The organism is Providencia sp. (assembly GCF_003533305.1).
Lineage (GTDB): Bacteria > Pseudomonadota > Gammaproteobacteria > Enterobacterales > Enterobacteriaceae > Providencia.
The window spans coordinates 65,911-82,246 of the sequence record NZ_DOEH01000018.1 but is presented as its reverse complement, the minus strand read 5'-3'; the positions used below and the strand labels follow the sequence as shown (position 1 = coordinate 82,246).

General features: G+C 40.1%; 13 protein-coding genes. 8 read left to right on the top strand and 5 right to left on the bottom strand.

The features are described 5' to 3' along the window. Positions 1 to 67: 67 nt before the first annotated feature. Positions 68 to 925 carry an alpha/beta hydrolase-fold protein gene (locus DD649_RS11040; protein ID WP_294107066.1) on the top strand — a complete coding sequence of 286 codons (858 nt, stop codon included), beginning with the start codon at positions 68 to 70 and terminating at the stop codon, positions 923 to 925. A gap of 5 nt (positions 926 to 930) precedes the next feature. Here DD649_RS11040 and DD649_RS11035 read toward each other — a convergent pair whose 3' ends face one another. After that, positions 931 to 1,863, bottom strand: coding sequence for a LysR substrate-binding domain-containing protein (locus DD649_RS11035; protein ID WP_294107065.1), 933 nt, complete (start codon positions 1,861 to 1,863; stop codon positions 931 to 933). 784 nt (positions 1,864 to 2,647) lie between these two features. Here DD649_RS11035 and DD649_RS11030 point away from each other — a divergent pair. From DD649_RS11030 to DD649_RS11000, 7 genes are all read left to right on the top strand, one after another. After that, positions 2,648 to 3,253, top strand: coding sequence for an ankyrin repeat domain-containing protein (locus tag DD649_RS11030; RefSeq protein WP_294107064.1), 606 nt, complete (start codon positions 2,648 to 2,650; stop codon positions 3,251 to 3,253). 41 nt (positions 3,254 to 3,294) lie between these two features. Beyond that, complete coding sequence (locus tag DD649_RS11025) at positions 3,295 to 4,218, top strand: DUF2877 domain-containing protein (protein ID WP_294107063.1); 924 nt, start codon at positions 3,295 to 3,297, stop codon at positions 4,216 to 4,218. After that, positions 4,208 to 5,758, top strand: a complete 1,551-nt coding sequence (gene fdrA / locus DD649_RS11020; protein WP_294107062.1) for an acyl-CoA synthetase FdrA — start codon at positions 4,208 to 4,210, stop codon at positions 5,756 to 5,758. The genes DD649_RS11025 and fdrA overlap by 11 nt, the downstream gene beginning before the upstream one ends. Further along, the gene (locus DD649_RS11015) at positions 5,758 to 7,173 is read left to right on the top strand and encodes a DUF1116 domain-containing protein (protein ID WP_294107061.1); all 1,416 of its coding nucleotides are present in this window, start codon (positions 5,758 to 5,760) and stop codon (positions 7,171 to 7,173) included. Before fdrA ends, DD649_RS11015 begins: the two co-directional genes overlap by 1 nt. Positions 7,174 to 7,443: 270 nt before the next feature. Further along, positions 7,444 to 8,997, top strand: a complete 1,554-nt coding sequence (locus DD649_RS11010; protein WP_294107060.1) for a xanthine permease — start codon at positions 7,444 to 7,446, stop codon at positions 8,995 to 8,997. 71 nt (positions 8,998 to 9,068) lie between these two features. Beyond that, on the top strand, positions 9,069 to 10,019 hold the full coding sequence (locus tag DD649_RS11005; RefSeq protein WP_294107059.1) for a carbamate kinase family protein: 951 nt from the start codon (positions 9,069 to 9,071) through the stop codon (positions 10,017 to 10,019). A gap of 71 nt (positions 10,020 to 10,090) precedes the next feature. Next, entirely contained in the window at positions 10,091 to 11,482 is a 1,392-nt protein-coding gene (locus DD649_RS11000; protein WP_294107058.1) for an amidohydrolase family protein, read from the top strand. Positions 11,483 to 11,540: 58 nt separating this feature from the next. Here DD649_RS11000 and DD649_RS20095 read toward each other — a convergent pair whose 3' ends face one another. The 4 genes from DD649_RS20095 to DD649_RS10985 form a co-directional block, all read right to left on the bottom strand. Continuing rightward, a complete protein-coding gene (locus DD649_RS20095; protein ID WP_336430669.1) occupies positions 11,541 to 11,804 on the bottom strand; it encodes an acyl carrier protein in 264 nt (87 codons plus the stop codon). A gap of 4 nt (positions 11,805 to 11,808) precedes the next feature. Next, positions 11,809 to 13,752, bottom strand: coding sequence for a hypothetical protein (locus DD649_RS20090; protein ID WP_336430667.1), 1,944 nt, complete (start codon positions 13,750 to 13,752; stop codon positions 11,809 to 11,811). A gap of 74 nt (positions 13,753 to 13,826) precedes the next feature. After that, positions 13,827 to 14,990, bottom strand: coding sequence for a hypothetical protein (locus DD649_RS10990; RefSeq protein ID WP_294107057.1), 1,164 nt, complete (start codon positions 14,988 to 14,990; stop codon positions 13,827 to 13,829). A 3-nt stretch (positions 14,991 to 14,993) separates the two neighbouring features. After that, positions 14,994 to 16,328 carry a type III secretion target, IpaC/SipC family protein gene (locus DD649_RS10985; RefSeq protein WP_294107056.1) on the bottom strand — a complete coding sequence of 445 codons (1,335 nt, stop codon included), beginning with the start codon at positions 16,326 to 16,328 and terminating at the stop codon, positions 14,994 to 14,996. Positions 16,329 to 16,336 lie beyond the last annotated feature (8 nt).

Sequence of the window (16,336 nt, the reverse complement as noted above, 5' to 3'; positions counted from 1 at the left end):
TACAAAAGTATGTGATTCGGGGAGCTGAGCGTAGCCAACACCCATGCAACTTGAAGATGACGAGTAGATGAATAAAATCATATTAAGTGGCCTATTACTGTGCATGACAACCAGCGCTTGGGCTCGCCCAAGCCAAACCATCCCAAAGCTGGATGAAAATGTCAGTCAGTTTTATGATATTCAGCAAACTGATATGAATTATGGTGAACGAGTCTTACGGATATACAGCGCCGTACCTTATAACGTTACGGCTAAGCGGCCTGTACTGTATATGCTTGATGGTAACGGGTTATATCCGTTAGTCGTCAACAAAGCTATCAGCAAGTTTCCATCTGACTCATTGCCGATAATTATCGGTATTGGCTACCCTGTGGATGAAGCCTTTCCCAGTAAAATCCGCACTTATGATTATACCCCAAAAGTTGCAGGTGAAGCCTTTCAAGAAGGTGGCGGTTCTGATGGATTATATCAATTCTTACAAGAAACTATCAGACCATGGGCTGAACAACAATTTCCCCTTGATAAGCAAAAACAGACCTTATTTGGTCACTCATTTGGCGGATTATTTACCTTAATGGCTTATCAAAATCATCCTAACGATTATCAATCTTATGTCTCTGCCAGCCCGTCACTGTGGTGGGGCGAAGGGAAAATGGTAGATATCGCCAAACTCACTGATAAACAAGCGGCTTCCCCCATTAATATTACCCTAGGGGGGCTTGAAGAAAAGCCTGATTTATCACGGTTAACGGATGAGCAAAAGAAAAATTACCAAGTGAGAAAAAGCTGGATTACTGCACGCCAAATCTGTGACGAAATCCAAAGTCATGGCCGCATCTGTAATTTCACATTATTTGAAGGTAAGAATCACGGTAGCGTAATCCCTGATGCTATCAATAAAGCCCTCGAGATTGCCACTCAGTAACTTTTCTAGTGAATGGGTTTTAGCAAATCGCTGTATAGATTAGCTAAAATCCCCTTTCCAACAAATTCTCTTCGTATCCACTGAGTTACCAGCCCTGTTGCCGAATGTTGTGTCGCTAATAACAGATGAGAATCCTGTCTTGGATTTTGAATTTTTTTGATCACTAATAAACCATTTTTTACATGTTCTTTAATCAAATAATCAGGCAGAAAACCGATTCCCTCACCGAGCATCTGACATTGACATTTAGTATTAAAATCAGGCACCTGAATAGCTTCTTGACCATGTAACAACCACCCAATACGTTTATTGATGGTATGCGCCGTATCTTCCACCATAATGTTGGGATATAACCGTAATTGGCTTTCTGCAATAGGTTCAGGCATTAGTGCTAACGGGTGAGTGGATGCGATAGCAAATTCCCAATGAATAGCACCTATCTCAGTATAATCAATACCGCCACCATCCATTAACGTACCCGGAGCGCCTATTGCGATATCGGAAAGATTATTAATAATCGCATCCCATACCCCGTTATACACTTCTGTCGTCACTGTAATTTGGCATGTTGGAAATTGTTTTTTGAGTATTTGCAGCAACTTAGCCGTATGGTATGGCGTATATAACAGTTGGTTAATACAAATACGCACACGAGCTTCAATACCTTGCTCAATAGAATAAATTCCTTTTTTAATCAAATGGAAGTTATTTAATAAGTCCGTTGCTTTGCGATAAAAATAATAACCCGCTTCTGTCAGCTCGATATTGCGTGTATCACGAATAAATAGCGCTACATCCAAATAGGTTTCTATGCGTTTTATGGTATAGCTGACCGCCGATGTGGTAATACCCAATTCTTCTGCGGCCTTACTAAAACTGGCAAACTTAGCTGCCGTAGTGTAAGTCAGTAAATTTTCTTCAGTAAAAATCGAATTCATTACTTTATTCCCTAATTATACACATACCCTAAATAATTTGAGTTTACCCCTGCGGCTTAAAGCCTGATCTATACATTAAAACCTAATCTACACATACCCTAAATAATTCGAGTTACAGGTAGGCGACAAGCAAAGCTATCCCGATGAGCATACAAAAAGTATGTGATTCGGGTAGCTGAGTGCAGTCAACGCCCCTGTAGCTCGAAGCATGACGGATATCCCCTGTAGCTTGAAGTATGACGGATATATTTGAATTAAATTCAACAGCATATAAAACAGTCTATATTTTAATCTATTTTCATAGGTTAACAGAAATATTCATCTAGACAGAATATTTATTTGTTTTCCTTTGATTTTGTAAAATTGATGTAATATGAGAAAGGACTATTTATATTCGAAATACCTAATATTATTGAATTAAATACTAAAACTAAGATTTAACATTTTAATCTTTTTTGATCAAAAAAATCACAACATTAACATTTTAAAAACCTTAAATTTGAACTGCGTCACAGATCTGATTAAATCATTTATTGTGCCCTTAATTAATAAAAATAAACCAACAATTTTGGTCTAAAAACCCCCTAAAACCATCCAAAAAGGTCTGTAAACAATGCTTTCACGCACAAAAATAGCCAATTATTGAATTTAACTCAACAATGAAGGGCCTTATTGATGAATTAAATTTAAATGGATTCTTTTTATAGGTCGCAGTTGCTATGCTTTAGCCATATTAAATAGTGTTCAATTTCTATTTATCAATTTTAGTTATCAGGAGAGCGTTATGACTTCCAGCACACTGGTTCAAGAATTTCTAACCGCAGCGGAACAAGGCCAATTAGATATATTAAAAAAATGCCTTGATAACGGTATTGATATTAATGTGACAAATCGTCAAGGCCGCACCGCAATCATAAATGCCAGCCTAAACAAACATTATGAATGTGTTTCACTGCTAATTAACGCAGGTGCTGATATTGATAAACAAGATCAAACTTGTTTTAACCCTTTCCTACTTAGCTGCTTAAATAACGATTTAACGCTATTACGTTTGGTTTTACCTGCAAATCCTAATTTGGATTTATTAACTCGCTTTGGTGGCGTAGGTATTACACCTGCAAGTGAAAAAGGCCACGTAGAAATCGTTCGTGAGTTACTCGAAAAAACAGAAATGAATGTTAACCACACTAACTTTGTTGGTTGGACACCGTTACTGGAAGCTATCGTACTCAATGACGGTGGCGACAAACAACAACAAATCGTTAAGTTGCTATTAGAGCATGGTGCTAACCCTCACATGACTGATAAATATGGTAAAAAACCATTAGAGTTGGCAAAAGAAAAAGGCTATACCGAAATTGCAGCACTTCTCGTTGCGGCTGGTGCATAAGCACTGAGCGATACTCGAGACATACGCTGATAAGGAGACTTGTGAATAACGCCACATCTCATCGGCAAATATTATACGGGCTAACGGCTGATATTCATTTTTTAAATCTTCTCAATCAGCCGCAGCTTTCAGGCAAAGTAGAACAAGTCTTTAATAAAGCCATTAATGTTTCTATTGATAATCATCTTTTTACTTTGCTAAGTACTCAATTAGATAATGCACCAAATAGTTGTCGATTATTAAATAACGATTTTTCTCTTTTAAACATTAAGAATGAGGACAATTTTTATTTGTTAAATAATGAAATATGCATTGGTGAACATTATTCATTGTCTTTTTCATTATGTAAATTATGGCAACAACCGGTTATTAATTTTATTTATGAGAAAATAAACCAGAGAAATTATCAGTCATTTTTATTAAAGCAAATAAATAGATTAGATTTAATTTTAAGTGAAGCTCGAAGCTCTCTATTTAATTATCAAGGCGATAATTTATTTTATGTAGCATCCACAGAAAAATTAAATCAATTACGTAGCAATTTAATTAGTTTACTCAAGGCAAAACAACGCCATGGTTTGGCTAATGTCATTAGCCAGTTTGTTGGGTTAGGTATCGGGCTTACGCCGTCTGGAGATGATTATCTCGTTGGGTTAATGGCATTTTTGCTCTTAGAAAAACATCCTGCTCGTGCATTTTATCCTGAATTTCATCAGGGCATCATGCAAAGCAATGAAAGAACAACACCCATTAGCGCCATTACCCTAGAAAAAGCCCTAAACCATGAATATCGCGAAAATATGCATCAATTGATTCAATCATTAGTTGATGCGAACGAAACAAATATTTATTCACAGTTTTTAGACATTTTAAATATCGGGTCCAGTTCAGGCAGCGACATGCTATTTGGCATTCGAGATGCTTTGTATCTCACTCATTATTTCGGAGAAAGCTATGTCAACTAAAGTTGTCATAAAAAAGAATACCTATTTTGATTCTGTATCACTGATGTCCATTTCCACTAAAGCAAATCAACTTCCTAATGTTGAGCAAGCATTTGTGGCAATGGCAACAGAGATGAATAAAGGCGTCTTAAGAAATTTAGGCTTATTAACCACTGAGTTAGAAGAAGCCAAAAATGGCGATTTAATGATTGTCATTAAAGGTTCAAGCGATGAAGCCAACGAAGAGATCTTAATTGGCATTGAAGATTTATTTAATAAAAAGAATCAAGGCGGCGGTTCTCACGAAGCTAAATACGCCACCCTCAATTCAGCCAAAACACATATCCCTGATAGTAATTTAGCGATTATTTCAGTTAATGGTCAATTTGCCGCCCGTGAAGCGCGTATTGCTTTAGAAAATGACCTCAATGTGATGTTATTTTCTGACAACGTATCCATTGAAGACGAATTAGCGTTAAAAACAATGGCAAGCAGTAAAGGACTCTTAATGATGGGGCCTGACTGTGGCACGGCTATCATCAACGGTACTGCACTGTGCTTTGGTAACAGTGTGCGCCGCGGCAACATTGGTATTATCGGTGCTTCTGGTACCGGCAGCCAAGAACTCAGCGTACGCATTCATGAATTCGGTGCAGGGGTTTCGCAACTCATTGGTACCGGTGGGCGCGACCTAAGCGAAAAAATTGGCGGCATTATGATGATCGATGCCCTCAAGATGTTAGATGCCGATGAAGAAACTCAAGTTATTGCCTTAATTTCTAAGCCACCAGCACCCGCCGTAGCGAAGAAAGTATTAGAGCAGGCAGAAAAATGTCATAAACCTGTAGTAGTGTGCTTCCTAGGCAGCCAACCGTTGCCAGAAGACAAACCAGGTCTTACATTTGCAAAGAGCACCAAAGAAGCTGCGCTGAAAACAGTGTTACTCGCGGGTCTCAAAAAAGAAGATTTAAACTTACATTCACTCAACTGGCCATTAATTGAAGAAGTCCGCACCAAATTAACCGCTGAACAAAAATATATCCGCGGTCTATTTTGTGGTGGCACCCTGTGCGATGAAGCAATGTTTGCTGCCCTCGAAAAATATGATGACGTCTACAGCAATATTCAACCAAACCTTGAGTATCGCCTAAAAGATGTCAATAAAAGTATCGCTCACACCTTCCTAGATTTTGGGGATGATGATTTTACCAACGGTAAACCACACCCAATGATCGACCCAACCAACCGTATTGGTCGTTTATTACAAGAAGCTCGTGATCCTGAAGTTGGTGTCATTATGATGGACTTTGTCTTGGGCTTTGGTTCTCACGAAGATCCTGTCGGCGTTATGATTGATGCAATCAAAGAAGCGAAAAATATTGCTAAACAAGATGGCCGTGAACTGATTATTTTAGGTTATGTACTGGGTACTGACCAAGATACACCAGCAATGGATGCACAAGTCAAAATGCTGACAGATGCCGACGTGATTTGGGCAAGCAGCAGCACCAATACCGGTTTATTAGGACGCGAGTTTGTCTGGAAAGGAGATAAAGCATAATGACTTCATTATTTAAGCAACCATTAAATGTGATTAACGTTGGCATCGAAATGTTCAGCGACGACCTGAAAAAGCAGCATATTCCAGTCACTCACTTAAGCTGGACGCCACCAGGTCAAGGTAATATCGAGGTTATTCGCGCATTAGATAAAATCGAAAGCAATGCATCACTACAAGAGAAAATTGCTGTCGCTAACGCCCAAGCGCTTGAGCGTATTATTCAGTCCCAGCCTGTCCTTATCGGTTATGACCAAGCAATTAACGTCGTTCCGGGAATGACTAAAAATACTATTTTACACGCCGGCCCTCCGGTTGCTTGGAAAGATATGTGTGGCGCGATGAAAGGCGCAGTAACGGGTGCATTAGTTTTTGAAGGCTTAGCCAAAGATTTAGTTGATGCCGAACGTGTTGCCGCATCAGATGAGATTATTTTCTCTCCTTGTCACGAACATGACTGCGTGGGCTCCATGGCTGGTGTGACATCAGCATCGATGTTCATGCATATTGTCGAAAACAAAACCTACGGTAACCGTGCGTTTACCAACCTTAGTGAGCAGATGGCAAAAATTCTGCGTATGGGTGCTAACGATCAAAGCGTTATTGACCGTTTAAATTGGATGCGTGATGTATTAGGTCCAATGCTGCGCGATGCAATGACATTCGTTGGTGAAATTGACCTGCGTTTGATGTTGGCTCAAGCCCTGCATATGGGCGATGAGTGCCATAACCGTAACAATGCGGGCACCACCCTATTAATCCAAGCACTGACAACCGGCATTATCCAAACTAATTTCTCAGTTGCCCAGCAAAAAGAAGTGTTTGATTTCGTGGCTAGCAGTGATTATTTCTCAGGCCCAACGTGGATGGCAATGTGTAAAGCCTCTATGGATGCAGCTCACGGTATCGAATACAGCACAGTCGTCACCACTATGGCACGTAATGGTTATGAGTTTGGTCTACGTATCAGTGGCTTACCAGGACATTGGTTTATTGGCCCATCTCAACAAGTTATCGGCCCAATGTTTGCCGGTTATAAGCCAGAAGATTCAGGCTTAGATATCGGTGATTCTGCAATCACCGAAACCTATGGTATTGGTGGATTTGCGATGGCAACCGCACCTGCCATTGTGGCACTTGTCGGTGGAACTGTTGATGAAGCCGTTGATTTCTCTCGCCAAATGCGTGAAATCACTTTAGGTGAAAACCCGAACGTTACTATTCCATTGCTTGGCTTTATGGGCATTCCAACTGCAATTGATATCACCAAAGTGGCTGCCAGCGGCATCCTTCCGGTCATCAATACAGCAATTGCTCATAAAGATGCCGGTATTGGCATGATTGGTGCGGGTATTGTTCATCCTCCGTTTGAGTGTTTTGAACAAGCAATGCTAGCTTACGCCCAGAAATACGCTTAGTTTCCAGTAATAAAAAATAACGCCCGACTAAAGTCGGGTAATAAAAATAAAACGACAAATACCCTGAGTATTTAGCTACACAGATAAACTGCAACTTTGAGTATCATGATATGCACCTCTATAGGTGTATACCCTAAATAATTTGAGTTGCAGCAAGGCGGCAAACGAAGATATCCCAAGGAACATACACAAGTATGTGACTTGGGTAGCTAAGAGCAGCCAACACAGCTGTGGCTCAAAGTATGACGGGTAAACAGGGGAATACTTAAAATGAGTATATTCAAAATCAAATGGAAACGCGGGGACTTAGCAGCCTACTTCGGGCTAATGACCAACAACCTCACCAACCTACTCACCATGATGGGCTTGCTCGTTTTTGTCGTAGGCATCCCAACTGAAATTGTTTATGGACGTATTGCACCAGCGTTCGGTTTTACCGTTTTACTTGCCAGTATCAGTTATGCTTACTTCGGTCAGCAAATGATCAAGCAAACAGGTCGTAACGATGTCACCGCTTTACCATCAGGGCCAAGCGCGCCATCAATTTTTACCGTGACTTTCTTAGTCATCATGCCGGTATATCAAACAACACAAAATGCAGAGTTTGCCATTCAAATCGCTCTCGTTTGGTGTTTTGTTGAGGCGATGATTTTAGTCGGTGGTTCATTCCTCGGTGAAGCTATCCGTAAGATGATCCCACGTACCGTACTGTTATCTTGTCTGTCTGGACTTGGATTACTGTTACTGGCGATGAACCCAATGCTGCAAGCGTTTGAAGCGCCTACAGTTTCATTCATCGTTTTACTGTTAATCTTCATTAACTGGTTCGGTAAAAAACCTATTTTCGCTCGCATTCCAACGGGTTTATTACTGTTAATTGCGGGTACTGCACTTGCGTGGATCTCCGGTTTACAGAGCCCTGAAGCGATTAAAACCTCAATGGCGTCTTTTGGTTTCAACCCACCAGGCATCCACATTGATAGCTTCTTCCAAGGTTTGCCACATGCTTTACCTTATTTAGCGTCTGCGGTGCCATTAGGACTTGCGAACTACATTTTTGACCTTGAAAATATCGAAAGTGCGCATGCGGCTGGTGATGAATACAATACCCGTAAAGTTATGTTAGCAAACGGTTTATCATCAACAGTGGGTTGTTTTATGGGTAACCCATTCCCAGTAACCGTTTACGTAGGTCACGCTGGCTGGAAAGCCATGGGTGCAAGTGTTGGTTACACGCTAGCATCTGGTATCACGATGTTTATCGTACCGCTGTTTGGTTTAGGCGCATTCATGCTAGCCATCATTCCAATGACGGCAATTGTACCAATACTGGTCTTCATCGGTGTGGTTACCGCCAACCAAGTGGTGAGGGAAACACCGAAAATAGAAGTGCCGGTTATCTTTATCTGTCTGTTCCCGTGGATTGCTAACTGGGCACTGACGATGGTTAATAGTGTAATGGGTGCGGCAGGCACATCAGCAAACGCCATAGGTATTGAAACACTATTGCACAAAGGCGTTTACTACCAAGGTCTTGTTCACTTAGGTAATGGTGCACCATTGGCTAGTATGTTGTGGGGCTGTATTGCTATCTTTGCTATTCTCAATCAACCATTGCGTGGTGCGATTGCAGCAGCAGTCGGTGCGATACTGGTATTCTTCGGTATCATCCATTCACCAGCAGTTGGCATTGCGACAGGTCCAACCTTGATGTTTGTGTACGCTTACCTCATGATGGCAGCTTTGTTTGTTATCAAACATTTTATGGATAGCCGTCAGTCAGTCGAAGAACAACAAGCTGAAAAAGTCAGCAAATCCGCATAACAAAACCAATCTCTGATAGCCGGTGCGTAAAAACACCGACTATCAAAAACATTATCTCAGGATACATCACAATGAAAGAACTCGTGGTTGTTGCCATCGGGGGCAACAGTATTATTAAAGATAACAACAGCCAGTCTATCGAAGCTCAAGAAAAGGCCGTACAAGAAGTCGCACACCATATTAGCGATATGCTTGAAGGCAATTACAACATTGTTCTGACCCATGGAAATGGTCCTCAAGTCGGGCTTGATTTGCGTCGTGCAGAAATTGCACATACCGTTGAAGGGTTACCATTAACCCCATTAGCCAATTGCGTGGCAGATACCCAAGGCGGTATTGGTTATTTAGTCCAGCAAGCACTGACAAATGCGCTAACACAGCGTCATAACCGCCAAGCGGTTACCGTTATCACACAAGTGGAAGTTGATAAAAACGATCCTAATTTTAGTGCACCAACTAAACCGATTGGGGCATTTTTCACACAACAGCAAGCTGAAGAATTAAAACTTGCCAATCCAGATTGGCATTTTATTGAAGATTCTGGCCGTGGTTATCGTCGTGTAGTGGCGTCTCCGGAACCCAAACATGTTGTTGAATCAAAAGCCATTCGGACTCTCACTGAAAACAATTTTGTTGTCGTTGCCGCTGGCGGTGGTGGTATTCCGGTTATCAGCAATGGTAATGGCGGATACAAAAGTATTGATGCGGTGATTGATAAAGACCTCTCCACCACATTACTAGCAAAAGAGCTGCATGCCGATATCTTGATTATCACCACCGGTGTTGAAAAAGTGTGTATTCACTTTGGAAAACCGGAACAAAAAGCGCTCGGCGAAACCAGCACAACAGATATGCAACGCTATATGGAAGAAGGCCATTTCCCGGCGGGCAGCATGTTACCTAAAATTGAAGCCAGTCTGTCATTTATTGCCAATGGCGGTAAACGCGTCATCATCACTACACCTGAAAAGCTCACCGAAGCATTACGTGGCGAAACCGGAACGCACATAATTCAAGGTTAGAAGATCCCCAACTTCACACTCGCTGAAACCTTCATCAGTGTGAAGTCTTATTATATTAATAAGGAGTTTCTATGAAAGCAGATTTCCCATCAGGCAGAAGAGAGTTCCTTTCAACAAGTGCGAAAGTCGCGGCCGCTTGTACCTTATTTGGTGCAATGTCAGGAATGGCTTCGGCACAAACTCATCAGCCCTTACAACGTAGTGGTATTTCAAGTATTACTGATAAACATTATTACCTTGATGACGCCTTACTTGAGACGGGCTTTAACTATCGTGATTCAACGGTTATTGGCACTAAGACTGCACTTCATACCCTTGAAATCAACGAGGGCAAAATAGCCGCCGTTTTAGCTAACAAACAGCATCCTAATAATGCACTAAATGCCTACAGTGCTCAGGGTAAGTTAATACTGCCCGCATTTCGTGACATGCATATCCACCTTGATAAAACCTTTTACGGCGGCCCTTGGCAAGCACCAGAGTCCCGCGAAGGCAAAACGATTATGGATATGATAGCCCTTGAGCAAAAAATGTTGCCGGATCTTCAACCCTATACTAAAGAACGCGCTAATGCGCTGATCAACTTGATCCAATCCAAAGGATCAACAATTGCCCGTAGCCATTGCAATATTGAACCAGTTTCAGGTTTAAAAAATTTAGAGGTTTTACAGCAAGTCTTAGCTGACCGTCAGCAAGACTTAACCTGCGAAATAGTTGCCTTTCCACAACATGGATTATTGCTATCAAAATCAGAGCCTTTAATGCGTGAAGCCATGCAAGCAGGCGCCCATTACGTCGGAGGTTTAGACCCCACAAATGTGGATGGCGCAATGGAAAAATCCCTCGATACGATGTTCCAAATTGCACTGGATTACAATAAAGGGGTTGATATTCATCTACATGAAACCAGTCCCGCTGGACTTGCTGCAATTGAATATATGATTAAAACTGTTGATGAAAATCGCAGTTTACGTGGCAAAGTCACCATCAGCCACGCATTTGCCTTAGCCATGCTCAATCCAGAACAAGCTGAGAAAATAGCAAAACAGCTTGCGGCACAACAAATCACCATTGCATCAACAGTGCCTATCGGTACGCTACATATGCCGTTAAAAACGCTCAATCAAAATGGGGTATTTGTGATGACCGGAACTGACAGTGTGGTGGATCATTGGTCACCGTTTGGATTAGGCGATATGTTAGAAAAAGCTAATTTATATGCTCAGCTTTATACTCGTCCCGATGAACTGTCATTATCGCGCTCTTTAGCTATTGCCACAGGAAATGTATTGCCGCTCGATGATAAAGGTCAGAAAGTTTGGCCGACTAAAGGTGATGATGCGAGCTTTGTGTTAGTCGATGCATCCTGTTCTGCTGAGGCAGTTGCACGCATTTCGCCAAGACAAGCAAGTTTCCATAAAGGGGTTCTTGCCTCCGGAACAGTACAAAAACAAACAAGTTAAACTTAGATGATTAAAAATGAGGTCAGAACTTAATTAAATCCTGACCTCATAATCAAACCTATTTCTTTGGCTCAAAAACCGTTGAAAGGTAATCGGCAATATCCTGTAAACGGTACCATTGCATCCATATATGATCACTGATCGATTTTTCCGTATACTGCTCAATAGCGGTAATTAATTCCAGCATCTCCAAAGAATCAATGTGTAAATCTCTTATCAGCGCTGAGTCCATAGTAAAAGGCTTCGTGATCCCCGAATAAGTGCGAATGTCCTTGATTTGGTTTTCAACCCATTGTTGCTGAACTATATTCTGTACAGTCATCTGATCAACCTTTCGCAAAATGGGTGGCATTATCGTTATACATTTCTTTTTCAACTTGGTTGCGAGTTAGCGCGCCCATTTCTGTTAACGTTACGGGTTTACTTGATTTTTTATCCGCTAACTGCCAGCTTTTTTTCGCCTTACCTGCCGCTTCATCGACAACATCTACTGATTTAAAACGGTTAGCAAACACATTGGCATTATTTGGAATCCCCATTTTTTCGGTACCTGATGCAATAGGCCCATTAGCATAGCGGTCTTTTTCTGCTTGATTGCGTGTCAACGCACCTTGAGTAGTTAAAGTAACAGGCTGTGTTTCAGATGCTACCGGTTGCCAACTTTTTTTCATCTTCCCTGTTGTTTCATCAACAACCTCTACTGATTTAAAACGGGTACCAAACGTATTGGTATTATTTGGAATTCCCATTTTTTCCGTACTTGATGCTATTGGTCCACCAACATAGCGCTCTTTTTCTGCTTGATTACGGGTTAACGCTCCACGCCCCGATAATGTAACACTCTTTGCTTCTGGTGCTTTAGTCTGCCAAATTTTCTTCGTTTTACCCGTCACTTTATCAGTCGTTTCAACAGCTTCAAAACGCCCCGTTAACACCGTTGATTTAGGAAAAAGAGCGCTATTATCGAAATTAAGCTTAGAATCAACAGGTTTTGATGACATGTGGCTAACTTCAGCGGATGGAACTCGTGCACTATCTAAAATGCTTTGGTGCAATTCTTTTACCGAAGAAATCGTATTTTCCCATGCTTTTCCAGTTGATACCGCTACTCGCTCATTATTGACTTGAGGAATTTCTAACGTGCTTTTAAACCGAGGCATGCTGGGCTTATTTTCATCCTCTTCAATACTATTTTTTTGTACTGATTCAGGTATATGGCTATCGACTGTTCTATTTTCAGACTGGCTCGTTTTTATTCCTTCGTTATTCACTGCGACCAATTCTTTTGCCATAAAATAATTATTAGTAACGTAATTATTCACGGTTGATTTAGAAGACGCAGGAGCTGGATCATTAGGCGCAATAACAGGATCCGAGCCACCATCAACCATATCCTCAGGTTTGGCATTTTTCACAGAATTTGTTGCTACAGGATTTTCAGTATTGCTATCCGTATTTATAGAAACACTTAATTGCCCCATAATTTCGATTTGTTGTTCCAGCACCGAAAATATATTATGCAGCTGTAAGAGTCTATCAACTGATTTATCAACTTTATGTCCCATCAGCTGGTTTTTCGCTTCTATGATTAACTCTTTTTTCGTTTCCTGAAGAGAACCAACAAATAGTTTATCTATCGGTAATGCTTCGATGGTTTTTTCAGATAAATAAGGCATTAATTTTTCTTTAATTGCAGGTTGAACATATTTATCTATAAAACGCTGAATTAACCCATCAATATTGTTTTTGCCCAATACATTATCAAAAAGCTCTACTTCAAAGGCTTTTTGCGATGATTTAAGTACCTGCTTAAGAGTTTTATCATTATCGCCGCTATTTACTTGCTCAATAAGCTTTGCCGCGCAGGCTAATACCTTTGAACCCTTAATTTCCTCATGAGTCAATAATGTTAAACTAATTAGTGCATTTTCAGGTTGATACTGTAATTTTTGTCCTTGGAGATTTCCACCATGCCCTAAATTCATAGTTTTGATTATCATATCCAAGCTTATATCTGGGTATTTTTCATTTAATAGCGACTTAATTATATTAGCCTGTAACTTCTGGTTACTCAGATGCAATTCTTCACTTTTACCTGAAATATTAAATGTTTTATCAATATTCTGTTTATTGGCCGAAAAATGCGTTTCCTGACTTGAATTATTAACTGAATTTAAATTACCCAAAAATGATTTTGTTTGATCACTTTTTTTAGATAAAGATAATATATTATTTACAGTTGGTGTCGTGATACTTTTATTTATGATCATCCCCCCTCCTTATTTATTAATATAGAGTAAAAACTCTAAAACTTTTTTCTACGGAGAAAATTAATACTCAATTATTACATATTGACGTAGCTATTATTATATTGCTGTAAATCTTTATATAATTGGATAAGTAACTGAATTAAAGTTTCAAAGTGGCTATCATCTTGTCTAAAAGTTTCTACTAAACGAGATTGTGAGCTATTAATGGCACCTTTTTGGCTATCAACGATTGATTGCAAGCTTTGAAATTCTTGGGATGAAATATCACTTCCGTCTGTATCCCAAGTTGCCGAAGAATGATTCAGCGTATAAAAAATTTCTTTTACTGGTTTAAAATCTGGAAATATACGTAACGCTCCATTCACTCGCTTAACAATAAACCCTTGTCCCTGTAGTTTTTTTTCCCAAAAAGCATACTCTTGCTCAGTGCCGTTTATTTCCATTAGCGGTTTAGCCTTATCAAAATCAGGCTCCCATTTTCCAAAATATCCGCCAACAGATTTAAGATTAAGTTTCTTCATTTCCTCCTTTATTTTGTTTGACAGATTTACTACGTTCATAAATTCGAAAGCTAGACTAACTCCACCGTTAGTTTTAATTACCTCTATGCGTTCATAAGCCAGGCGGAGTTCTTCTCTCAGCTCTTTTAATTCTTTTGTCTCTCCATCAACCTCACTAGTTACGCTCGTACCCGAGTATTTCGCAACTATTTCATCCATTGCTCTCAAAGTATCTTCTAATTTGATATGTATTTTACCATTTTCACCCGCCTCTATATAACGGGATAGCTTACTTGCCATGATATTCATATCTTGCATATATTGCATCGATGCTTTAACTAACTCACCGTATTTTTGCTGGTAATCCGTATATATATTGTCAATGACTTCACTTATTCCTGCAATATGGGGTCGACCATCAGCAACTCCTCTTTTGGCCGCTAATCCTCTCACCTCTTCGTAGTTATCATTAACTCTCTTATGCTTGTACGCCTGCATTTTTGATTTGAGTTGTATATTTTCCAACGAGTTATTCATTGGCTGTGGTTGAACGTTTTCCTCTGGAATTCGATACCCCATTTGCTGAAATACATCGAATGCCTTCTGATAAGGATCAAGTGCATTATTAAAGATAACCTCCCCTTTAAAGGGGAGGTCTGTTTGTTCAACATTAATAGGAATTGATAATAATTGATTATTATTTAATTTATTATAATTAATCGAGGCCGAAATATTCATTCCCTAACCCCTGACTAGACTTTGCATCGTTCTTAAGCCATTTTCGCGAATTTCACGTAAATGCTCTTGCATTTGTTTGGCAAGGTCTTGGCTCTTATCGATTTGTTTATCTTTATCACCCGAAACTGACCGTGCAATATCCGCTACTGATTGCTCAATTATTTTATCAGCTTCTGCCGACTTCACATTGACTTGATTTGACGCTGTTGCCAACTGACCCGCATTATCTGACATTCGAGAAGCTTGCTCAGCGACTGCCATTTGCACACGAGATTTATTCATGACTTGGTCGTGCTTCTCATGTTGTGACATGCCTAAATCTTTTGTACGTTTGCCTGCCTCGTCAATTCTTTGACTCGCAAGATTCTTTTGATTTTGCGTAGCTTGATTACTCAACGTCACAGTTGAACCATCTTTTCCCGTCAAACTCAACGCATTCGGCTTCGTTGCATCGCTCCCTACTTTTCCATTTAACCCAGATAACTTACCAGCACCGCTGAGATTTTGATTTCCTGGTATCAAGTTACTTTTAATCGATTGATGTTGCTGACGTAGCCCTCTTGCTTGGAAAGCACTCCCCGCAGCAGTAATCGCTAGGGAAGTAAAAAAGCCCATCATCGCCCCTTTAAAGGTTTCTTTACCCTCACGAATAGTTGAATCCGCGGAAGCTTGTACCATTTTGGCATTTAATTGTAGAAAATCCGCACTAATACGGCGATCTGAAATATTAATTTCCTTCATCACGTTACGGATAATTTTCGATAACTCCACCATCAAATCGTTACTAATAATGCCAATAAAAGTACCGTTTTTTACGCTATCAATAGGCTTTTGACCTTTTTTTGCCTCATTCCCTTCAATATTTATCTCTGATGAGCCCTTGAAGAAACTGCTTGCAATAAGTACCTGAATGGCTTGAGACATCTGTTTTAAATCAGCTTCATCCGGTAACTGTGCGTCACCAATCAACTGCTCAATAGGGCTTTTTTCTTCTGTTAACACCTTAACGATTGCCTGTTGGATATTTTCTGGTGTCAGCATTCGAAATGCATGTAGATCATCCAATGTGGTTAGCTTATCTGAGTCAGTTAAGGCGCTAAAATCTACTAAACTTTGAGCATCCATCATTAAAAATTGAGACATTTTTAATGATGGCTTATCCATGGTCATCTCAGACTCTAATGCCATGGTATGCACATCCATTAATTGCACGCCTTGAGGCAACTGAGTCAGAGCTGCTTTCCCATTACTGTTAACTGTAGAAGAAACTTCCCCAAAACTAATAGACTTAGGAAATAAAACTGGCTTACTTAATTCTGATTGAATATTAAAACTCATTTGATAAA

Coding starts and splice junctions, on each gene's coding strand:
- DD649_RS11040 (WP_294107066.1), top strand. CDS start 68: ATGAATAAAATCATATTAAGTGGCCTATTACTGTGCATGACAACCAGC.
- DD649_RS11035 (WP_294107065.1), bottom strand. CDS start 1,863: ATGAATTCGATTTTTACTGAAGAAAATTTACTGACTTACACTACGGCA.
- DD649_RS11030 (WP_294107064.1), top strand. CDS start 2,648: ATGACTTCCAGCACACTGGTTCAAGAATTTCTAACCGCAGCGGAACAA.
- fdrA (WP_294107062.1), top strand. CDS start 4,208: ATGTCAACTAAAGTTGTCATAAAAAAGAATACCTATTTTGATTCTGTA.
- DD649_RS11015 (WP_294107061.1), top strand. CDS start 5,758: ATGACTTCATTATTTAAGCAACCATTAAATGTGATTAACGTTGGCATC.
- DD649_RS11010 (WP_294107060.1), top strand. CDS start 7,444: ATGAGTATATTCAAAATCAAATGGAAACGCGGGGACTTAGCAGCCTAC.
- DD649_RS11005 (WP_294107059.1), top strand. CDS start 9,069: ATGAAAGAACTCGTGGTTGTTGCCATCGGGGGCAACAGTATTATTAAA.
- DD649_RS11000 (WP_294107058.1), top strand. CDS start 10,091: ATGAAAGCAGATTTCCCATCAGGCAGAAGAGAGTTCCTTTCAACAAGT.
- DD649_RS20095 (WP_336430669.1), bottom strand. CDS start 11,804: ATGACTGTACAGAATATAGTTCAGCAACAATGGGTTGAAAACCAAATC.
- DD649_RS20090 (WP_336430667.1), bottom strand. CDS start 13,752: ATGATCATAAATAAAAGTATCACGACACCAACTGTAAATAATATATTA.
- DD649_RS10990 (WP_294107057.1), bottom strand. CDS start 14,990: ATGAATATTTCGGCCTCGATTAATTATAATAAATTAAATAATAATCAA.
- DD649_RS10985 (WP_294107056.1), bottom strand. CDS start 16,328: ATGAGTTTTAATATTCAATCAGAATTAAGTAAGCCAGTTTTATTTCCT.